A 21,719-nucleotide genomic window follows, 5' to 3' on the forward strand; every position below is an offset into this window, starting at 1 on the left:
AAACAAAAACGGAATGCAAAAGCATCCCGTTTTTACCTAAATCATCAAATAGTCGGGCTAGGGTTGGGCGGTGATCTGCATTTCTTCCATGATCTCGCCGATGGCCCGCACCAGCGCCTGCACATTTTCCGGGAGTATCTGCCCGATATTGCCGATGCGGAAAGCATTTGTTTTGCTGAGCTTGCCGGGATAGATCACGAAGTTGCGCGCGCTGAGGCGGCGGTAAAATTCTTCAAACTGAAACCCGGGATGTTCAGGATAAAGGAACGACGTAATGATGTGCCCCTGGATTTCCGGGCGAAGGTATTGCGTAAAACCCAGCGCATCCATCCCGCTGTCCAGCACGGATTTGTTCTGCCGGTACCGCGCTTCCCGCGCGGGAATGCCGCCTTCTTCCCGCAGCTCCGTCAGCGCCTGCCTGAAAGCCATCATGCTGTGCGTGGGAGGCGTGAAGCGGAACTGGCCGCTGGTTTCCAATCCGTGCCACTGCTCATAAAGATCAAGACTGAGGCTGCGGGCGCGGCCTTTGGCTGTCTGCAATGCATTTTTCTCCGCAATCACAAATGCAAAACCGGGAATGCCTTCAATGCATTTATTGGAAGAAGATACCAGGAACTGTATATGCGCCGCCTTAATATCGATATCCACACCGCCGAAGCTGCTCATGGCATCCACAATGAAAGTTTTGCCCGCCGCGGCGCATATCCCGCCGATCTCCCGGATGGGATTGAACAGGCCGGTGGTGGTTTCGCTGTGAATGCATGCCACATGCGTGACGTGGGTATGTTGCGCGAGGAAATGTTTCACCGTTTCAGGGTCCACCGCTTCATCTTCTTCAAACCGGATGACGGTATGCGGCAGGCGGTGGATCATGGCCATCTTCACAATACGCTCGCCGTATGCGCCGTTGCTGAGCACCAGCAGGTGATCGTTCTCACCGATTACGCTGCTGACCACGCTTTCCACGCCAAAAGTGCCGGAGCCTTGTATGATCGCCGTTTCGTAGCCATCCGCTTTACTTACATGCCCGAGGGCCAGCAGTTCGTCGCGGATGAACCGGATGGTCTGGATAAAAGCTTCGTCCCTCGAGCCCATATCTTCCATGGCGGCTTCTTTCACAGTGCGGGAAGTGCTCAGCGGCCCCGGTGTGAATAACAATTTCTTCATAGATGTATTGACATTTTTTGCATCCCGGCCGCAGGTTCTTCTTTACTCCAAAGCCTGCTGATACCGTATTTGCGGTTGAAATATACAAATGCTATACATAACAGCGCCAGGCAGGCGAAGCACAGCACGTAGCTGAACTGCATCAGCACCCGGCTCCAGCGCAGGTCTTTCATAAAGAACTCCCGGTACAGCAGCAAACCCACGCTGCCCAGGTATCCCAGCGCATCGCAGCCATACACGAAGAAGCCGGCGTTCGCTTTCATTTTGAACATCCCGATCAGCCTTTCAAACACGGCCACCTGTATGGGAATATAAGCGAGAAAAAGACCGGTGCCCAGCGAAAGCATCCAGCTGTAAGGGCCGATCATATGCTGATGGAAAAGCAGTGTACTGCCGCCGGTCATCAGTATGCCGCATGCCATTAAGGTCATCGTAGCCCACAGCCCGCGGATATTGCTTCTGAAGGTAGACAACGCGCCCACGCACACGATCACGATAGCGGTGCTGATCAGCTCGGTCTGGGCCAGTATATTCCGGTTCCAGCGGCCGCTTTCAATTTCGTTCCATATCTCCACGCTGAAATTATCCCTGAAATCGCGCATGGTGGTAAGCAGGCAATAGATCAGCAGGATGCAGAGCAGGCCCGGCCAGTAGGCGCGCACGATATTGTCCTTGTCCACCGGCGTCATCGGCTGCCGCTCCACGCGCAGCAGCTTGTCCGTTTCGGTAGGCGCGGGAATCACAGACAGCATCCAGACGAAAAAGAAGAACAGCGGTATGAACAGCAGTCCCATGGTGAACGGCATCCAGAATTCAGTGATGAAAGGAAGCAGTTCCTGCATCTCCAGGTAAATGGTCTTTAATACGCCGGAAGCCGCGATGATGCTGATGCTCAGTCCCATGGCGAGTATTTCCGTGAACCGGCGGCCCTCCAGGAAACTGAATATTACGCCCCACACCATGCCCAGAGGAAGGCCGTTAAGGAAGAGGAATATAAAATTATACGGGTACGGCACCAGCCCGAAACCCAGCAAAGCCAGCTCTGCAAAGAGTATCAGCCCGCCGATCAGCGGTATGCGTTGGGAAGCTTTCAGTTCGGAGATCACTTTAATGCCAATGAACTTCGACACCATATAGCCTAATACCTGTGCAATGATGAGCACGGTTTTATAACCGATCCCGAATAATTCGAGGTTGGCGTACAACCCGGTATTAAAAGGTTTGCGGAAAGCATACATACAAAAATAGGTTCCGAACGATGCAGTCAGGCACCAGATCACAAAGAAGATTCCGTTAGGATTTTGAAGCCTTTTGGTAAACATAGTCATGGGCTGATGTTTAGTATTGCAATGCTGGCTGACTAATTTTTGTTTAATATTTGTAAATTAAAAAATTTCTTTAACTTGGTAGTGTTTTCCACAGAAATTTTTTAGAGTAGCCCAATTAATACAGTGTTATAGCCATTTCCAGGAGAATGAACCAAAGGTCGGGCGTTTATAATTACTAAAAATACTTGTCGTGTTAAGTAATTATTATTTTAATATTTCTATACTGTTAATTTAGTAATACTTAACATTTAGGCAACACATGATAAGCACATTTGCCTACCATTCCGCTTAATCTGTAACACCATATGCAACACATTTTACAACCTCAACTCAGGGCCGTCATCCTGCTGCTTGCCGCTACATTCCTATGTTCGGCAGCCTGGGCCCAATCCCAGCTTTCAGGCCGGGTAATTTCCGAAGACCAGCAGCCATTGCCGGGCGTCACGGTAAAAATAAAAGGCGGCAACACAGGCGCCGTTACCGACGCTGATGGTAAATTCAGTCTTAAAGCCGCATCCGACGCGGTTTTGCAATTCACCTTCCTGGGCTTTACCCCGCAGGAGGTAGCCGTGGAAAATCGTTCTGTTATTAACGTCATTTTGCTGCAGGACAAAAAAGCGTTGAACGAAGTAGTGGTTACAGCGCTCGGCATCAAGAAGGAAAAGAAAGCGCTGGGCTTTGCCGTGCAGGAAGTAAAAGGTTCCGAACTGGTGAAAGCCCGCGAGCCGAATGCCATCAATTCCTTATCCGGTAAGGTTTCCGGCCTGCTCATCGCTTCCAATCCCAGCCTTTTCGGCAATCCGGACATCCGCCTCCGCGGCGTGAAACCTTTGATCGTGGTAGATGGCGTGCCCATTAGCTCCGATTCCTGGAACCTCAGCCCGGACGACATTGAATCCTACTCGGTGCTGAAAGGCCCCACGGCTTCCGCATTGTATGGTTCGCGCGGGGTGAACGGCGCCATCCAGATCACTACCAAACGCGGCACCACCGGCACACGCGTGGAATTCAACTCCAGCAACCAGCTGGAAATGGGCTACAACGCCATTCCCACCACGCAGAACGATTATGGCCCGGGCGATTACGGCGAATACGCCTTTGGCGACGGCATGGGCGGCGGTGTGAACGATGTGGACTACAACCAGTGGGGTCCGAAATTCAACGTTAAAGATCCCAGCACCAAAAGCGGCTGGAAAGAGCTCCCGCAGTTCGACAGCCCCGTCGATCCCGCTACAGGCAAGCCGATCCCCACCCCCTGGCTAAGGCGCGGGCCCGATAACCTGAAGAACTTCCTGCAGAACGGCTTCCTTTCCGCTACCAATATCGCGGTATCCTCACGCAACGAAAAAACGGATATCCGTTTTTCCGCATCCCATACCTATCAGCGGGGACAGGTGCCCAACACGCACATCAACCTCACCAACTTCAACGTAACCGGCGGCATTAATTTCACCGACAAGCTGCGCATGGAAGTGGCGGTGAACTACAATAAACAGTACACGCCCAACTATCCCAACGTAACCTACGGCCCGAACAGCTTCATCTATTACCTCACCCTCTGGGGCGGCGCGGACTTTGATGTAAGGGACCTGAAGAATTACTGGCAGCCTGGTAAAGAAGGCATCCAGCAGTATAACTTCGAATACTTCCGCTACAACAACCCCTGGTTTGTGGCGAACGAATGGCTGAGAGGTTATTACAAAGATGATGTGTACGGTTACGCCTCCCTCAACTACAAGGTGATGAAGAACCTGAACCTGATGGTGAGAACGCACATAGCCACCTACAATCTTTATGAGAACAACAAGCTGCCTTATTCCGCGGGCGCCTACGAGGCCAACCGGAAAGGGAAGTACCGCGAATGGTATACTTATAATTTCGAGAACAATACAGATTTCCTGCTGAGCTACGACAAGGACCTCAGCCAGCGTTTCGCCCTTTCGGTAAATGCCGGCGCCAACCTGCGCACGCTGAACAACCGCAACATCTACGGTGAAACGGCGGACCTGCTCATCCCGATGTGGTATAATTTCGAGAATACCAGCGAGCCGAAGCGGCCCACCAATTACACGGCCACCAAGCAGGTAGGCAGCGTGTACGGCGCGGTGGACCTGTCTTTCAACGATTACCTCTACCTCGGCCTTACCGGCAGGATGGACAAATCGTCCACCCTTCCGCTGAAGAACAATGCTTATTTCTATCCTTCTGTTTCTTTGAGCGGTATCATCTCAGAAATGATAACGCTGCCGAAAGCCATCACCTTCTGGAAAGTGCGCGGTTCCTACGCCCGTGTGGGCGGCGACCTGGACCCGTACAGCAATATCGCGAACTATACGCTGGGCACACGCTGGAACAATATGCCCTCCGCTTATTTCGCGGACAAGATCTTCAATGAAGAGATCGAGCCGGCCTTTAGCTCATCCATCGAGGTTGGAACGGATCTTCGTGTGCTGGACAACCGTATCGGTATAGACGCGGCCTGGTTCAGGAGCATAGACGGTCCGCAGGTGTTTGATAACCCCGTTTCAGAAGCCTCCGGCTTTACCAGCAAAAAGCTCAACGGACTGAAATATGAACGCAAAGGCGTGGAAATCTCCCTCTGGGCAACACCGCTGAAAAGCGGCAGCTTCAGCTGGAATGTGATGGCCAACTGGTCTACCTACAAATCGATCCTGAAAGAGATCTACGGCAACCAGCAGAAGCTGGGCAACATTAAAGTAGGCGAACGTTCCGATGCTTATTACACGACCGATTTCCAGCGTTCGCCTGATGGCAGGATCATATACGGCGCCAACGGCCTGCCCGTCCGCGACCCGCTGCCCAAACGCGTTGGATTCTATACGCCGGACTGGTTCGGCGGGTTGACCAACACCTTCACTTACGGCAACTTCCGTTTCTCTTTCCTGCTGGATGGCCGTTATGGCGGTAAAACGCTGAACTATGTGAACAAAAAACTCTGGGAAGGCGGCCGCCATCCCGACGCCGGCCCTGCCGCAAGGGAAAAGGACGCGCTGCGCGACGGCAACAACAAACCCATCCCGCATTGGATAGGCGAAGGCGTGGTGATCACCAAAGGCGAGCTGAAAAGAGATGGCGACGGTAACGTGATCTCCGATACGCGTGAGTTTGCGCCGAATACCAACAAGACCACGTTCCAGGACTGGGCCTACAATCTAATGGGAGCGGACATTTCCAATATCATCGACCAGACTTTCCTGAAGCTCCGCGATGTGACCCTCACTTACAACCTCCCGGCCAAACAGCTGGCGCGTACGCCTTTCAAATCGGCGAACGTGAGCCTGGTGGGCCGCAACCTGCTGTACATCACCAAGCATAAGAACATAGACCTGGACCAGTTCATTGAAGGCAACAACGGGCTGCAAACGCCGTCCGTGAAAAGCTACGGCATCAACGTAAACCTTGTATTCTGATCCAAAAAAACAGTTTGACATGAAACGCATTCCAACGATACTACTATGCCTGGCCCTGGCCGCCGCCATGCCAGCCTGCAAAAAATTCGATACCCTGCAAGACAATCCCAACAAGCCCACCAGCTCGCCGCCCACGCTGCTGCTCACCGGCATCCTGATCGATCTGAAAGAAAATCCCTGGGACCAGCAGCAGCGCGAAAACCAGTTCTGGGTAAGTAATTTCGATTATTACGCCAGCCAGGGCTATAACTGGGGCTCCACGACCATGCGCTACGGTGTGCTGCGCAATGTGCAGAAAATGGAAGAAGAAGCGAACCGCCTGGGTGGCGATGAGAACCAGCCTTACCTGATCATCGCGAAATTCCTGAAAGCCTGGTGTTATGTAGATATGGCGATGAAATTCGGTGACGTGCCGATGAGCGAAGCGATGAACGCCGCTTCAGAAAATTTCACCCCGAAATATGATACCCAGAAAGAAGTGTTCGTACAAAGCCTGAAGCTGCTGGACGAGGCCAACACTGAAATGCAGGCCTTCCTTGCCGCGGCCGTCCGCAACAAGATCGCCGGCGACTTTATGCTCGACGGCGACCTGAATAAATGGCGCAAGCTCATCAACACTTTCAAGCTGCGCGTATTGATCAACCTCAGCAAACGCGCAGATGAAGCGGACCTGAAAGTTAAGGAGCAATTCGCCGCCATTCTCAGCGATCCTGCGCGGTACCCCATCATGGAAAGCAACAGCGACAACTACAGCGTGGTTTTCAACGGCAACATCCAGGAGAACCGCTACCCGCTCGGGCCCTACAACCGCGGGTTCGACCGTGGCCGCAACAACATGGGCGCCACTTATCTCGACTCGCTTACCGCCTACCAGGACCCCCGTACTTTCGAAGTGGCAGAACCGGTAGACACGGCCAAGGCAAACAATATTCCCGGCTATGCCACCAGGTTCAGCTCTTACAAAGGCGGCCGCACCGGCGATGTGCTCAGCGATCTGAGCTCCCAGAATGCCAAAGGTTTCCTTTCTTACGGCAACGAGAAACGTTACTGGGCAACCGGCAGCGGCGAGCCTTGCATCCAGCTGGGTTATCCCGAGCTGTGCTTTACCATCGCAGAAGGCATTTACCGCGGCTGGGCCACCGGCGATGCGGAGGCCTGGTATAAAAAAGGCATCAAAGCGTCGATGAATTTTTATGGTATTGCGGATGATGTGTTCAACACATGGTACACCGCTTCGGCAAAAGCGAAGTACAAGGGCAATAATGCGGAGGGCCTTTCGCAGATACTGATCCAGAAGTACCTGGCCTTTTTCATGAACTCGGGCCGCCAGGCATACTACCAGTACCGCCGGACCGGCATTCCCCGGTTCGATGTAGGCCCCGCCAACTCAAACGGAGGCCGCATTCCCAAGCGCTGGCTCTATCCCCAACGCGAATACCAGACGAACAACGACCAGGTGAAAGCCGCGCTGCAACGGCAGTTCAGCGGTACGGATGATATTAATGGAGAGATGTGGCTGATTAAATAGGAGTATGGTTGTATACAAAGCAGAACGGGCCTCGATTGAGGCCCGTTCTTGTCTAAGAACTGGTTTTCTATTGAAAAACGTTTTTTCATTTGAAAAATTCCTATATTTGAATATGTTTATTCTTTAAAGCCCAAAATTTAATTGGCAAATTACTGTCGGCGTTTCAAAATAATCATTACTATGCGTTTCAAATCAACCAGCAAAAAAGCATTGACTGATGAGAGTTATTTCGCGTCCAGTAATAATAAGCTTTGGGCTAAAACATCCGGGAGCTGTAATTCCATTGAATGATTGGTATAAGAAAATAACCCAAGCTCAATTTAATAATTTCAATGAGCTGAAACATGTGTTCAGGTCGTGTGACTATATTGGTGATTTCAGGTATGTATTCAATGTAGGTGGAAATAATTACAGGTTGGTCGGTATGATCAATTTTAAGACTCAGGTTATTTATATCAGAGGGATTCTCATACATAGAGAATATGATGAAGATAATAAAAGAGGAGCGCTAATTCGTCTTTAATTAATCCTGGCAGATGATAAAAATAGAAAGTAAGAAAGCATATTATGAGGCAATGGCTGAAATGGAATCCTTTTTGGAAAAGGGTTTTGATAAGTTGTCTGCAAAAGAGGAGAAGCGGCTGAATGAATTGACCGATGCAGTAGAAGCCTGGGAAAATAGAAAAATTCCTATGCCTGTGCAACCAGATATGAAAGCGATTCTTTTATACATCATGGAATCAAAAGGCTATAACCAATCGCAGCTGGCAGCGGAACTTGGAGTGTCAAAAGGATTTCTTTCCGGTATTCTTAATGGTCAAAAACAAGCCAATTTAGAAGTTTTGAAAAACCTTCATATTAATTTCAACTTGGATGGGAATTTGTTACTAGATAGCATCTGATATTCCCCGTCAGCCGCAAACCTTTTGCAACTCCAACCCCCTGAACTTCCCCTTCAACCTCTCCGGCGCATCAAACACCTGCGGGTGGAAAAGATGAGCCAGCACTTCAACGCCGTCTGTCAACGTACTGGCGCTGGGTTGGGTGAACAGGTCGTAGTCCGCGAGGTATACTTCGTTGTTGCGGACTGCCTGTAAGTTATTCCAGCCGGGAACATTCGTAACCAGGTGCAGCTCTTCGGCGGAACGGCCTGTGAGGAAGCCGCAGGGTGCAATCACCAGCACTTCGGGATCGTAACGCAATATTTTTTCCCAGGGGGTAACGATGGAGTCGCCGGCGGGATTCGAGAGCATGTCTACGCCGCCTGCGTATGCCACCTGGTAAGGGATCCAGTGGCCGCAATTGTATACGGGCGCCATCCATTCCATGATCATCACGCGGCGCAGTGGCGAGCGGTGCTGGCGGAGGCGGTCGGTAATATGATCCAGGCGCTGCTGAAGCCCGGCGAGGTAGCGGTAAGCGGTGGCCTCTTCTCCCAGGGCTTTGCCGATAGTGATGGCGCAGTTGAATACATCCGTAAGATTATTGGGACTGAGGCTTACCAGTTCCGGCTGCTTGCTGAGCTTGTACACGGCCTGCTGCGTGCAGTGGGTATCTATCTGGCATACCTCGCACACATCCTGCGTGAAGATGATATCCGGGGAAATACTCTCCAGCAAAGGTTCATCCACGTAATACAGGCTTTTCCCCTGCGCTTTGGAAGCGGAAAAGATGCGGTCTATTTCCTCGCTGCTGTAAGTATTTCCTTCCAGCACATACCGCACCACGCGTTGTTTTTCCGCCAGCGCAACAGGCGGGCATTCGAAGGTGATGCCCTGCAGCAGGTGCTGGAGGCCCATGTCGTAGATCATCTGGGTGGCGGCGGGAAGGAAAGAAGAAGCGGTCATGGTAAGCGGTTTGATGAATAAAAAGAAAGGCCGGCCAGGCAGCCGGCCCTTTAGTGATATTTAACGTACAGCCAGCGCCGGTATCTTTCTTTCCATCCAGGCGAACAGTCCGAAGAAAATGCCGCTGAATACGAGATTGCTCAGCAGGGTGTTCTTCAGGAAAGGCAGCCCGAGGGTGTAACACCTGATAAGGCCGGAAAGGTCACGGGTAAACGGTTTGCCAGTGGTAATGTCGATATTGAAATCGCTCATGAACGTACCGAAATCAGCGAACAGCCAGTGGATAACGGCTGCCAGCACGCTGGCCAGCACAATATTGCCCACGCTGATCTTTTTGATCACGAGCTGACCGATCAGCACGCTGGCGGCAAAACCGATATAGATCCAGTACCAGCCGCTGAACATAAAGCCGTTGGAATAGGCTTTGTATACCGTTTGCATCATGATCACGTCGCTGAGGAAAAGCGTGAGCAGGGGAAATACATATCCTTTCCATTTATCCGCAAAACATGCCCCGCCAAACAGCGCCATGGCGCCTACCGGCGAGAAATTGGAAAAAGGCGTGATATTGCCCGCGGCGGTGATGCGCAGCACGCCTGCCACGATGATGAACAGCAGCAGAACGAAGAAGCGGGGCTGTAGGTTCCTGATTGACATCTGTTGTGAATTTATTGATTACAGTGAAAAGGATATCCCGGCGGCCATGTTGAAGCCTAACACCGAGTAGCCATAAATTTCCCAGTATTTTTTGTTATTGGTGATATTATTTGCGTTGAAGAAAATGTTGGCCTTTGGCGAAAAACGGTATTCAACATAAGCGTCCAGCAGGGTGTACGCCTCCAGTGGCTTGTTTTCCATGGGCTGCGGGAACGGCGGATAATACAGGTCGTAGCGGCTGCCGGTGTGGCGGAGGGTGCTGCTTACAAACAGGTGTTTGGTGACCTGGTAACCTACATTCAGCGTGCCGGTATGGTTGGGGCGGCGCACCAGGTTGCTGTAGGTGGTGTCTTTGCCGGGAGAGGCCTGGGTGGTCACCTCTCCGTCCACATAAGCGTAAGATACTTTTACGTTCAGGCCTTTGGCAGGCTGTACGGCCAGTTCCACTTCAAGACCTTTATCGTTCTGTTTATTGAAGTTCACGTATTTGTTGTTGATGTACGCGATCACGTCTTTCATATCCCGTTTGAACACTACCGCGCGCAGGTCGATCTTGCCGTTCCATAGGAAGGTCTGTGCGCCGGCTTCGTAGCTGGTGGCGTGTTCCGGCTTCAGGTCTTCGCTGCCCCAGATGCTGTACAACGCTGTCAGGGTGGGAGCTTTGAAACCGGAAGCAATGCTGGCGAATATTTTCAGCTTGTCGGAAATAAGGTAGGAGGGGTTGATGGTGTAGGTGAAGTTGTTGCCGTATTTGGAATGCAGCGTATAACGTCCGCCCAGCTCGAAGCTGAAACCGTGCAGGTTTTTGATGAACAGCGCGGCGTAAGGGCTGGTGTTGTACTGGTCGCGGATGCCGTACGGGTTGCGGAAGTTCACGGTATCGATCATTTCTGCTTTGCGGTACTCCACGCCGGCAAGGGCTTGCAGCCAGTGGTTGATGTCATAGTTGGCGTACAGCTCGCCGAAGTACGAACGGCCGTCGAGGTTGGTTACGCCCCAGGCGCTTTCGTCGCGGCGGGTTACTTTCTGGTAGGCGAAGTTGGCGTGTACCTGTCCTTTCCCGTTGAGGTCATAATCACCGCGGATGCCGGTATGGATGAGGTCAGACTGGTTGTTGTTCACCTGCGCGTCCTGGAAAGGGCCGCCGTCGTAGCGGCTTTTGTAGTCGCTGTAAAAGAGGAATGGGCGCAGTTTCAGCTGCTCTGTAGCCTGTATGCCTACGCTGGCCATAAAGGCGTTCTGCCGGATGCCGTCGCGGTCGAAGGTGGGTTCTTTGATGGTATCGAAAGGCGCGGCTTCGGAGATACCGTCTGTTACATAATGGGTGAAGCTCACGTTGTAATCCACGTTATCCTGCTGCCCGCGCAGGCCCAGGGAGCCTTTCAGGCTGCGGTTGCTTCCCCATACGAGGTCGCCGTAAGCGCTCACGGGTTTGCCCCCGCCTTTTTTGGTGATGATGTTCACCACGCCGGCGATCGCATCCGCCCCATACAGGGTGCTTTGCGTGCCGCGCAGTATCTCGATGCGCTCTACCTGGTCCACAGGCAGCAGACGGAGGTCGATGGCGCTGCCGGTAAGGCCGGTGGCGTCCGCCACGGGAATACCGTCCATGAGGATGGGGGTGTATTGGCTGGTGGCGCCGCGGAAATACAACTCCCTGTTCTTGCCGGGGTTGGAGCCCACACCGTTGATCACGATGCCGGCCTGTTCGTTCAATACGTCGGCTACCGTGCGGCCTGCGCTCCGGGAAAGCTGCTGGCTGGTGATCACGGTGAGCACTTTACCGGTTTCGCTTTGTTTTTTAGCGAATTTGGTGGCAGTCACCACAAAAGTGTTGAGCTGGGAAACCTGCGCGGAATCTTGCGCGGAAGCTGCATAGCATATAGCCAGCAAGCCGAAAGTAAGCACTGAGCTTTTCTTTTTCATGTACGTCTATAAATTGAATAAGTGCAACATGCTCTCTGCTTTCACCCGAAGCAGGGAATGGAAGGTATGCGGCAGGTCTTCTGGCTCACCCGCTTCCCGGAGGTACCTTCCCGCTCCTTTGTCGGAACAGTGGTTGGAGGATTTCCGGAAAACATCGCGCTGCATGGGATGCAGGCGGCGGGTTTACAGCTACGGGGATAGCTCCGGATTTACACCGGATTCCCTATTAATGCCCGATCAAGATCAGGGGCAACCGTTTACCGGGGGCAAACCTACGGATATTTTATGTAAATAATCGGTTAATCGGTTATCTTGTAGTTATGAGCATTAAACCAAAGCTTGGCCCGTTCGACCTCACTATGATCGTAGTGGGGCTGGTCATAGGGATGGGGATTTTCAGGACGCCTGTGAGCGTAGCACGGGAAACCGGCACTCCTTTGTTGTTCTTTATGGTATGGGTGCTGGGAGGACTGGTAACCCTTTGCGGGGCGCTCACTTATGCGGAGATCGGCAGCCGCTTTCCCGTGGCGGGCGGGTTCTATAAAGTGCTGTCTTACGGTTTCCATCCCGCTTATTCCTTTATGATCAACTGGACGCTCCTGATATCGAACGCCGCATCTATCGCGGCCGTTTGTATCGTGGGCGCTGAATATATCGGCCCCGTGCTGCTTCCCGAAACCATCCAGCACGAAGGCGGCCGCAAGGCCATCGCGATCGGGGCCGTGCTGGTGCTGTACCTGATCAACCTGTCGGGCATCCGGATGAGCGCCAGCTGGCAGAATGTGCTGACAGTGTTTAAGATCACGCTGGTATTGCTGCTGTGCCTTGCCGCTTTCAGCAACAACGTGGCGCCGCCGCAAACGGCGGCGTCCGTGTCTACGCCGCATGGCTGGGCATACATCTTCGGCGCCGCGCTGGTGCCGGTTTTTTTTACCTACGGCGGTTACCAGCAAACCATCAATTTCGGCAGCGATGTAAGGGAACCATCGAAGAACATGCCGAAAGCCATCATGCTGGGCATCGGGATCATCCTGCTGCTTTACATCACGGTGAATTACGCTTATGTGAAAGTGATCGGCTTCGAGCAGCTGAAAACCACCGATGCGCTGGCGGCGCGGATGGCGGGTGCGTTCTTCGGGGAATATGGATTCAAGGTCACGAGCGTGCTGCTGTTCATGTCCGTGCTGGGATACGCGAACGTGAACCTGATGTCGAACCCGAGGATGTATTACGCCATGGCGGAAGACGGCGTGTTGCCGGGCATCTTCAAGCGGGTGAACAGCAAAACGCAGGTGCAGGAAGTGGCATTGACCGTATTCGCCGCATTGGTGATCGGTTTGCTGTATTTCCTCAGCAATTTCGATACGATCATCCGTTACGTCATGCTGTTCGATTCTATCGGGCTGGCCTCGGCGGCGGCCACTATCTTTGTGTTAAGGAAAAAGACGGCGCACCTGGACGGGCAGGGCATCTACAAAATGAAGCTCTATCCCTTTCTTCCCGCGTTTTTTATTACGGTATATCTTTTCGTAACGGTCAATATTTTTATAAACGACCTGGGCCAGGCGCTGGGCGGCATGGTGTGGTTTGTGGCAGGCCTGCCGATCTACATTTTTATGCGGTATGTGGTGCGGAAAAAAACCTGAACCCTGGAGAGCAATAATCTGAACTATGGATCTATCTTATATTATCAATCAGTTAGGGGAAGACCGGGAGCTCTATTTCAACGCCATCGCCCCGCCCATTATGCAAACGAGCAATTTTGCATTCGATACCGTAGCGGATATGCGGGCGCTGTTGCAGGATGAGTATAAAGGTTTTCTTTACAGCAGGGGCAATAATCCAACGGTAGACATCCTCCGGAAAAAGCTGGCGGCGCTGGATGGCGCGGAAGACGCGCTCGTGTTCGGCAGCGGGGCGGCGGCTATTTTTGTAGCCGTGCTTTCGCAGGTGCAGCAGGGCGATCACGTGGTTTGCGTGAAAGACCCGTACAACTGGGCCCGCCAGATCATGGAAAATATCCTTCCACGCTTCGGTGTGCAAACCACTTTTGTAGATGGAGCATGCACAGATAATTTTGAAAAAGCCATCCAACCCAATACCCGCCTCATTTACCTGGAATCGCCCAATTCCTTCACCTTCGAATTGCAGGATATTGCGGCCATCACCAAACTGGCGAAAACCAAAGGCATCATCACCATCCTCGATAACAGCTACAGTACGCCCCTTTACCAGCAGCCCGCCGGGCTCGGCATCGACCTTTGCCTGCAATCGGGCACTAAGTTCATCAGCGGCCACAGCGATACGGTGGCGGGCGTGCTGACCGGCAGCAGGGAACTGCTGCGGAAGATATTCGTGTCCGAATTCCTGAGCGTGGGCAGCGTGATAGCGCCTTTCTCCGCATGGCTGCTCCTTCGCGGCCTGCGCACGATGGAAATAAGGCTGAAGCGCAGCCGCGAAAGCGCGCAGGATATTTGCCAGTGGCTCAAAAAGCAACCGCAGGTAGAGAAAGTATTTTATCCCCTCGATCCTGATTTCCCGCAATACGAACTGGCACAGCAGCAAATGAAAGGGGCTGCGGGCCTCTTCACCATACAGCTGAAAGCCGGCAGCGCGGCGCAGGTGGAAAGGTTCTGCAATGCGTTGCAGCACTTCCTGATGGCGGTAAGCTGGGGCGGGCATGAATCCCTCATTTTCCCGGCCTGCGCTGCCCTGCCTGAAGGCGGCTTCAATGCCGGTGAGCCGAAGCACCGGATGGTCAGGATCTACATCGGGCTGGAAGAGCCCGCATTCCTGAAAGCAGACCTGGCGCAGGCATTGGCGCAGATCTGAGGGATCGGTTGTTCTGATGATATTTTATCCGGGAGACGTGGCCGAACGGCAGTCGAAGAATACTTGGCGGAGAAGAGCGTTGAAATAGTATAAGGATATCTATCTGAATGAAAAAAGGGGCTGACCGTTCATTTCGGTCAGCCCCTTTTTTATATAATTTTACGGATGATCAACCCGGCATACGGCTGATATATTTGTCCATTTCCTTGATCTGGCTCACGATCTGGTCGGTAGTGGGCTTCTGCGCTTTTGCACGGCGGAAATAGTCTTTCGCGGTTTTAAAATCCCTGCGGCTCATGGCGATGGAGCAGAGGGTAAGCAGCGCTGCTGCGGTATTTTCTTTATCGGGCAGGCCCAGCCTGATGGATTTTTTCAGGTTGGCGTCCGCCGTTTTCATATCGTTTTTCTGGTAAGCGATAGTGCCCAGCTGGAAGTACTGCATGCCTTCGTATTCCTTCATGGGGCTGCCGGATTTGATGCTGGCCTTCACGGCTGCTTCGGCTTTATCCAGGTCCTGGCTGTACATGGCCATGTTGCTCTGCATCATGTAGTAGCCGCTGCGGATGGGCTTAATAAGCAGCTTGGGGAACTTGATCTGGTTCAGCAGGCGGTTGGCTGTTTCCACATCGCCGGCTTCCACTGCTTCCTGGATAAGGCGCATGGGGCCGAACAGGAAGTGCGTCACGATACAGATCACGGCCAATACGAGCACAATGGCGGCTTCCCACCAGCCGAAGGTCAGGCCCAGGGCAATGCCGCCTATCAGGAGCACAATGCCCAGGGGCAGGCGGTATTTGATAAATAAGTTAAATGCTTTCATAATGATTCTAAAAACGAAGGGCAAAGATACAATAAGAAAAAAGGAAAAAACGGGGCAAAATCTGCCCGCGCTTTTTCCTTTACATGTTTACCAGGATAAATTCTTATTGCCTGCTGAATGAATATATTATGTAGGCGGTTTTTCCTTCATAAGATACCGGTGCACGCCATGTCATGGAAGCATTGTCCGCACTTTGCAGTTCCACGCGGTAGCCGTCCGTGATGTTTTTGGCCTTCACCCCGTCCGCCAGCTCTTTGAACTGGATCATGATCTGGCCGCCCTGGTTGAGGGTGCTCCAAACGATGTTCTGGGTGCCGGTAGGGCATCCCGCGCCGGTGGCGTTGAGGGTGTAGGAGCCATAGGCGTTGCTGGGGAGTACCCAGTTGCTGCCCTGCAGGCAGTCCGGAGGGATGTTGGAAAATACCGTTTTGATCTTGGCAGTGGACGGAAGGCCTTCGTAACTCACGTTATTCAGGGTCCATTTGCCTGTCGCATTTTTTTTCATGCCGCTGGCCGTTGGTGCGGAGGCGCCCTGTTGTGAAGCACAGGCGCTGAACAGCAGCATGGCTGCCACGGGTACCATTAAAAAGCGGGTCAGTTGCTTTATCATTTTTTGGATGTTTAGTGCATAGGTAACAAATTTCCGGCCAAAAGTGTTGGGTGTAAATGAAGAATGGGCACACGCGCGGTGTGCCCTTTGGGGAACAATGTGATGTTATGGGAAATAATTTTTGGGGGCTACCTGTTGCAGGCAGACAAAACAGCGGATCTTTTTATGACGTTAAAGCGCATTCGGCCGGCATGAGGTTTTAACACGCATGAAATAGATTGAAGTATGGTTTCCGTTTACCCGCGCTATTCCTTTCACAATACAAAATTGAGGAAGTTCAGGCTGGCATGCAACCACATAAGAATGTGGTTTACGGATGCGGGGTTGGGGACGACCGGCAAATGCGCCAGGTGAACGGAAGGAACAGGATGCCGCCTTACACGAGCTTGTCCCGGAAAGCCTTTGCCACGGCCTCTGATTTGGAATTGACGTGGAGTTTTTCGTAGATCTTTTTGATGTGGGAGCGAACGGTGTCTATGGAAATGAATATCTCGGAAGCGATCATCTTGTAGCTGTAACCGTTCACCAATAGCTGCAGCACTTCTTTTTCGCGGTCGGAGAGATTGTACAGCTCCTTGCGGTCTGAAGGCTGGCGGGCGAACAGCTGCAACACCTGCCGGGCGATGGAGGAGGTCATGGGCGCGCCGCCGTCGTATACGTCCTGGATATGATCCAGCAGCTTTTCCGGGGGCGTTTTTTTGAGGAGATAACCGTCTGCACCCGCTTTGATAGCTTCAAACACATGCTGGTTGTCGTCGAACACGGTGAGCATGAGTATAGGCAGGTTGGGATGCCGGCTCCGCACGATGCGGAGGCCCTCTATGCCATTGGTTCCCGGCATGTCTATGTCCATCAGGATAACGTCGGGGAGAAGCTCGCCGGTTTGCTGTAAAATGTGGTCGCAGTTCTTGAACGCGCCGCATACTACATAGTTGGGCGCCCCGTCGATCAGTAAGGTTAAGTTCTCCCGCAGTTTGGTGTTATCTTCATATAACACGATTCGGATCATATCCAGGTGTGTTGTTAGTGCCTGATAAAGGTAAGCCGTAGCCGCCGTTCCGCCAATCACATACCTATGTGGTAGGGAACATCAGCGTGATCACCGTGCCTTTTCCTATCTGCGACTGTATGCTCAGCTGCCCGTTCATGCGGTAGGCTCTGCGCTGCATGTTCATCAGCCCGTCTCCCTCGCCCGCTTCATTCACATTAAATCCCACGCCATCGTCCTGCACACGCAGCACCAGCTGGCCCTTCCGCAGCTGGATGCGTATGTCCACAAAGGTGCAGCGGGCGTACTTGGCAATGTTGGTAATGGTTTCCTTATAGATCATAAAGAAGTCGTGGCGGCTTTCCAGCTTCAGCCTGCGGCTGTAGATCTTTTCGTCTATGGAAAAAGTAAAACCGATCTGCCGCGCTTCCAGCATGCTGGTGGTAAACTCGCGCATACGCGCAATTACGCGGGGTGTGCTGTCGTTCAGCGGGTTGATGCTCCATACGATGTCGTCCATGCTTTCCATCATGCGCGTGGTGCTTTCCCCGATCTTGACGAGGAAGTCCTGGGTCTTAGCGAGATCCTGCTGTACGGCATTGCGCCGCGCCATGCTGCTCATGATGTTGATGGACGTGAGGGTGGAGCCCATATCGTCGTGCAGGTCGCGCGCAATGCGGCGGCGCACTTTTTCGGTGGCCAGCAGCCGGTTTACGCGCAGGCGGTGTATCACGTAAATGACCCCGCCAATGAGCAGCGCCAGCACTGCGTAGAACCAGCCCTTCTGCCACACGGGTTTCTGGATGTTGATGGTCATGCTGGTGATGTTCCGCGTGGCCAGGCCTTCGCCGTTTTCGCAATACACATGGAACGTGTAGGTGCCCGGCGAAAGATTACTGTAAGTCACGTATTGCCTTTTGTTGGCTTTCACCCATTGACGGTCTATGCCTTCCAGCCGGTAGTAATAGGTGAGATTGTCCTGTTCCAGGTATGCCAACGAAGTATAGCCGATGGTAAAGGTGCCGTTCTTATGGTGCAGCACCATATTGGGAATGCCGTCAGCTACCATGGGGCTGTAGGGCGACTGCAGGTCCTCTCCTGTTTTGAAGAAGTGGATACGCACGTCCGGCGGCCTTTCCGGCTCGCGCAGGCTGTCCGGGTAAAAAGTGAGGATGCTTTTGGTGGAGCCGAACACCACGTGGCCGCTCCTTAACCGGCAGGCGGTAGGCAGCTGGAAGGTTTCATCCGCCACGCCGTAGTTGCGCCCGTAATGCACCACTTTACGGTTCGCCAGGTTCACTTTCCCCGCGCTGAAGTTGGTCGTAAAGAACACGGTCTGGTTATTCACGGGCAGCACATTGGTAACGGTATGCACGGGCAATCCATGATCTTCGGTGATCGTGTTCAGCACTTTCCCGGTAACGGTATTCAGTAATGATATGCCGCCGCCGGCTATCAGCAGCTTATCCGCGCCCATGGGACTGATGTTCCGGATATTGTTGCCGGGCAGCGCATGTCCGGGTTCATTCGTTGCAAAGCGCTGCAGGATACGCCCTGCCGTGTCCATCTTCAGCAGGCCGTGGCCTGCCGTGCCCACCCAGATGTTGCGGTGCTTGTCCGGGTAAATGTCCTGTATATGCTGCCACTGGTACCGGCCATTTTTGTACAGGCTGTCCGTCCAGGTGCGGATGATTTTGCGCCGGTAATCCCATTTGGCGAGTATGCCCCATTGCGTACCCAGCCAGAGATTCCCGTCTGCGTCCAGCGCAATGCTTCGGATGGTGCGGTTGTCCAGCTCGTCCAGCTTGCGGTATTCCACTTTCCAGGTACGCGGGTCCACGAATAAAAGATGCGCATGCTGCGCGCCGATCACCACGCGGCCATCGGGCAGCGGCTGTATGCACCAGAGCATATTGCATTTGAAGTCCGACGGATGTTTTATTTGTTTTTTGAGCCGGGTAAGCGTGCTGTCGTACACAAGCAGGCCCTGCCCCCAGCTGGCCACCCATACGTCGCCATTGGGGTGCTGCCAGGTGTCCGTCGCTTCCAGCAGCGGCCCGGGTCGGCCGTCTGTACTGGGTTTGAAGGGTGTGGTGCGGAATTGCTGCTTGTTGTAGTTGAAGATGAAAATACCGTTGCTGGTGCCTATCCACATGTTCTGCATATTGTCTTCTTCGAGACAGAACATATCGGTATAATCCAGGCCGTAACGTGCAAACTGGTCGCGGGCGAACTCCTGCGCGGTTTGCCCGTTGCCGGAAAAACGCCAGAGCTTGTCGCCCGCGCTCCATACGTTTCCCTGCTGGTCTTCCATCATGTAGGTGAGCGCGCCGATATGCAGGAGGTCGCCGCTCAGCTTGCCGGTGAGCAGGTTGTAGTGATGGAAATCAGGATGCTCGGCCTGGTAGGCCCAGGTGTTGATAAAAAGCCCGTGGCGGCTGTCGCCGAAAAGACGGGAAATATTCTTTTGCAGTTCCGGGATATTGAGGGCGGGAATATGATGCGGGTTGTACCTGGCGGTGTAGCAGGTTCTCTGCGGGAAGTCCAGCAGGCAAAGCCCGATGTCTGTACCGAGCCAGAACTGGCGGGTGAGCGGGTCTTCGGCCATGCTGTTCACACGGAAGCCGTGGCAGTTGCTGAACAGGCGGGAGAAGGGCACAAAGGCGCGGGCCTTTTCGTCCAGCAAATAAGCGCCGTGCCCGGCGGTGCAGAGCCAGATGCGGCCTTTGCTGTCCTGGAAGAACTGGGTGGCGCTGACGCTGGTGTTCTCATAGCCGGCCAAGGGCACCCTGCGCGCTTCCTGTTTGATATAATCGTAAGTAACGGCGCAGGTGTTGTACATCACCCAGAGGAGATTGTTCCTGGTTTCGAAAATGAATTTGGCCTCTTCCTGTGCAATGCCGGGTATCCCGGTGAAAGGAAAATATTCGAACTGCCGCCCGTCGTAGCGCTGCAGTCCGCCGTCGGTGCCCACCCACATAAATCCTTTGTGGTCCTGGTACACGGCGTTCACATAATTGCTGCGCAGCCCGTCTTCCACTGTGAGGCGGGTGTACAGGTGGCTTTGGGGCATGGCTTGTGCGGAGAGGAACTGGAGCACAAACAACATGGCGGTAATGAGGCGCTTATCCTTATTGGAGGCTTGCATAATCAACTGATCCCGCAAAATTAAACGGTTTGGCCGGTTATTCCGACAGCTGACGCGGCGAAACGGCGATTTCACATGTTTATGTGGTTGAAGTGCGGTATGGGCTGTTTAAATTTGCATCACAAGGAAACCGGGAACAGGTCGTCCCATGTATTGGCCCCAAAAAACATTCAGCCATTTACATAACAATAATGCCATTCCCTGCCGCAAGGCGGGAGAAGTTGAATTGTAACAGATTGAGGAACCTTCATAGCGGGTGCAGGCAGGGTGTCTGTATAGATGCCCGGGCCCGCGCCGGAAGACATTAAACTGCCTTATAGGAATATGCTGCTAATATAACGGGCGCGAGCTTCAGCTTGTGCCTTTTTTCTTTTAATCGCTGCCGCCGCCGCCGTCTCCGCCGCCACTATCCCCTCCGCCACTGTCTCCGCCGCCGGAATCGCCGCCGCTGTCGCTCCATCCGCCTTCTGCGCCGCCACCGCCTCCGCTGCCGCCGTCATGGCCGTCGAACCCCGCGGGCGGCTGGTGATGTGTTGCGTTGAAATGCGCGTGATCTGCCGGGACTCCAGGGTCCGTATCGTACCCATTTCCCCGCCGCCTGTTTTTAACTGCTACGATAATAATGAAAACCCAGACCACTGCCATCATTATCCAAAAAACGCCGATCATAGTAAAGAGATATTAAGCACAGGAATCAGCGGTATACCGCCCTTGTCTATTTTTAAAGATAAACATTCTTTTCCCGCAGATTCGTTATTTTACAGGAAGGTTCCACATTCAAAAAACCCAGGGATCATCATTATTCATGCCGGGTACCTATGACCAAGGCGAGGACCTGACCAGCTACTGGGAGGCCGTTTTGCAGGAAGATACACGAGCATATGCGCACATTCACAGCCATTTGCACCCGGTACTGTTCCGGTACGCGATCGCCATGCTTGGCGATGAAAGTCTTGCGGAAGACGCAGTGCAGGAAGTGTTCATCCGCGTATGGTACAAAAAAAAGGACACCGGCCCCCTGCGCAACGTGCGCGCATTCTTTTTCACTGCGCTCCGGCGGCAGGCGCTCAACCAGCTGCGCGGCATCAGGTCCATGCAGATCCTTCCCGGCGAAGAACCCGACATCGAATTTTCCCCCGAAGAAATTATTATCGCCGCCGAGCAGCAAACGGAGCAGCAGCTGAAGCTCAGCCAATACCTGAACCAGTTGCCCAAAAGGCAGAAGGAGGTGATCTATCTCCGATTTTATGAAGAGCTTCCCTACCCGGAAATAGCCGAGATCATGAAGGTCAATTACCAGAGCGTGATCAACCTGGCGCATAAAGCCATTGCCCAGCTGAGGAATTTAATGGGCCAGATACCGCTTTGGTGGCTGTTTTTCAAAGCGTTAACCTGATCCCTCAAAAAAAGTTTCCCAAAAAAGAGTATAAAAAGCGG

At 53.1% G+C, this 21,719-nt stretch carries 17 protein-coding genes and 1 riboswitch; of the genes, 7 read left to right on the plus strand and 10 right to left on the minus strand.

What is annotated here, in order from left to right; genetic code table 11:
• Positions 1 to 57: 57 nt before the first annotated feature.
• Positions 58 to 1,167, minus strand: coding sequence for a 2-aminoethylphosphonate--pyruvate transaminase (locus ACTJIK_RS04710; protein WP_440645195.1), 1,110 nt, complete (start codon positions 1,165 to 1,167; stop codon positions 58 to 60).
• On the minus strand, positions 1,164 to 2,405 hold the full coding sequence (locus tag ACTJIK_RS04715) for a DUF5690 family protein (protein ID WP_440645196.1): 1,242 nt from the start codon (positions 2,403 to 2,405) through the stop codon (positions 1,164 to 1,166). Before ACTJIK_RS04715 ends, ACTJIK_RS04710 begins: the two co-directional genes overlap by 4 nt.
• 395 nt (positions 2,406 to 2,800) lie before the next feature.
• On the opposite strand from ACTJIK_RS04715, the gene ACTJIK_RS04720 reads away from it, so the two are divergent.
• The 4 genes from ACTJIK_RS04720 to ACTJIK_RS04735 all read left to right on the plus strand — a co-directional run bounded on the left by ACTJIK_RS04720 (position 2,801) and on the right by ACTJIK_RS04735 (position 8,356).
• Positions 2,801 to 5,926 carry a SusC/RagA family TonB-linked outer membrane protein gene (locus ACTJIK_RS04720; RefSeq protein ID WP_440645197.1) on the plus strand — a complete coding sequence of 1,042 codons (3,126 nt, stop codon included), beginning with the start codon at positions 2,801 to 2,803 and terminating at the stop codon, positions 5,924 to 5,926.
• A gap of 19 nt (positions 5,927 to 5,945) precedes the next feature.
• A complete protein-coding gene (locus ACTJIK_RS04725) occupies positions 5,946 to 7,454 on the plus strand; it encodes a SusD/RagB family nutrient-binding outer membrane lipoprotein (RefSeq protein ID WP_440645198.1) in 1,509 nt (502 codons plus the stop codon).
• 217 nt (positions 7,455 to 7,671) lie between these two features.
• The gene (locus ACTJIK_RS04730) at positions 7,672 to 7,977 is read left to right on the plus strand and encodes a type II toxin-antitoxin system HigB family toxin (RefSeq protein ID WP_440645199.1); all 306 of its coding nucleotides are present in this window, start codon (positions 7,672 to 7,674) and stop codon (positions 7,975 to 7,977) included.
• Positions 7,978 to 7,990: 13 nt separating this feature from the next.
• A complete protein-coding gene (locus tag ACTJIK_RS04735; RefSeq protein WP_440645200.1) occupies positions 7,991 to 8,356 on the plus strand; it encodes a helix-turn-helix domain-containing protein in 366 nt (121 codons plus the stop codon).
• A gap of 9 nt (positions 8,357 to 8,365) precedes the next feature.
• On the opposite strand, the gene ACTJIK_RS04740 is transcribed toward ACTJIK_RS04735, so the two are convergent.
• The 3 genes from ACTJIK_RS04740 to ACTJIK_RS04750 are packed head-to-tail and all read right to left on the minus strand — an operon-like array spanning position 8,366 to position 11,884.
• Positions 8,366 to 9,301: an ABC transporter substrate-binding protein gene (locus ACTJIK_RS04740; protein WP_440645201.1), complete on the minus strand. Its 936-nt coding sequence runs from the start codon at positions 9,299 to 9,301 to the stop codon at positions 8,366 to 8,368.
• Between the two features lie 60 nt (positions 9,302 to 9,361).
• Complete coding sequence (locus ACTJIK_RS04745; RefSeq protein ID WP_440645202.1) at positions 9,362 to 9,958, minus strand: DUF6580 family putative transport protein; 597 nt, start codon at positions 9,956 to 9,958, stop codon at positions 9,362 to 9,364.
• Between the two features lie 18 nt (positions 9,959 to 9,976).
• Positions 9,977 to 11,884 carry a TonB-dependent receptor plug domain-containing protein gene (locus ACTJIK_RS04750; RefSeq protein ID WP_440645203.1) on the minus strand — a complete coding sequence of 636 codons (1,908 nt, stop codon included), beginning with the start codon at positions 11,882 to 11,884 and terminating at the stop codon, positions 9,977 to 9,979.
• A gap of 53 nt (positions 11,885 to 11,937) precedes the next feature.
• Positions 11,938 to 12,157: riboswitch (cobalamin riboswitch) on the minus strand.
• A gap of 47 nt (positions 12,158 to 12,204) precedes the next feature.
• Here ACTJIK_RS04750 and ACTJIK_RS04755 point away from each other — a divergent pair.
• Positions 12,205 to 13,530, plus strand: coding sequence for an APC family permease (locus ACTJIK_RS04755; protein ID WP_440645204.1), 1,326 nt, complete (start codon positions 12,205 to 12,207; stop codon positions 13,528 to 13,530).
• A gap of 25 nt (positions 13,531 to 13,555) precedes the next feature.
• Positions 13,556 to 14,716, plus strand: a complete 1,161-nt coding sequence (locus ACTJIK_RS04760) for a trans-sulfuration enzyme family protein (RefSeq protein ID WP_440645205.1) — start codon at positions 13,556 to 13,558, stop codon at positions 14,714 to 14,716.
• 169 nt (positions 14,717 to 14,885) lie between these two features.
• Here ACTJIK_RS04760 and ACTJIK_RS04765 read toward each other — a convergent pair whose 3' ends face one another.
• From ACTJIK_RS04765 to ACTJIK_RS04785, 5 genes are all read right to left on the minus strand, one after another.
• Positions 14,886 to 15,536, minus strand: a complete 651-nt coding sequence (locus ACTJIK_RS04765) for a tetratricopeptide repeat protein (RefSeq protein ID WP_440645206.1) — start codon at positions 15,534 to 15,536, stop codon at positions 14,886 to 14,888.
• 103 nt (positions 15,537 to 15,639) lie between these two features.
• Positions 15,640 to 16,146, minus strand: a complete 507-nt coding sequence (locus tag ACTJIK_RS04770; protein ID WP_440645207.1) for a hypothetical protein — start codon at positions 16,144 to 16,146, stop codon at positions 15,640 to 15,642.
• Between the two features lie 376 nt (positions 16,147 to 16,522).
• The gene (locus ACTJIK_RS04775) at positions 16,523 to 17,155 is read right to left on the minus strand and encodes a response regulator (protein ID WP_440645208.1); all 633 of its coding nucleotides are present in this window, start codon (positions 17,153 to 17,155) and stop codon (positions 16,523 to 16,525) included.
• Between the two features lie 64 nt (positions 17,156 to 17,219).
• Entirely contained in the window at positions 17,220 to 20,282 is a 3,063-nt protein-coding gene (locus ACTJIK_RS04780; protein ID WP_440645209.1) for a sensor histidine kinase, read from the minus strand.
• 372 nt (positions 20,283 to 20,654) lie between these two features.
• On the minus strand, positions 20,655 to 20,951 hold the full coding sequence (locus tag ACTJIK_RS04785) for a hypothetical protein (RefSeq protein ID WP_440645210.1): 297 nt from the start codon (positions 20,949 to 20,951) through the stop codon (positions 20,655 to 20,657).
• A gap of 136 nt (positions 20,952 to 21,087) precedes the next feature.
• Between ACTJIK_RS04785 and ACTJIK_RS04790 the strand changes: the two genes are divergently transcribed.
• Positions 21,088 to 21,678 (plus strand): RNA polymerase sigma factor, encoded by a 591-nt coding sequence (locus tag ACTJIK_RS04790; RefSeq protein WP_440645211.1) that lies wholly within the window; start codon positions 21,088 to 21,090, stop codon positions 21,676 to 21,678.
• The last annotated feature ends 41 nt before the right edge of the window (positions 21,679 to 21,719 follow it).

It is taken from the genome of Chitinophaga sp. 22620 (genome assembly GCF_052044405.1).
Lineage (GTDB): Bacteria > Bacteroidota > Bacteroidia > Chitinophagales > Chitinophagaceae > Chitinophaga.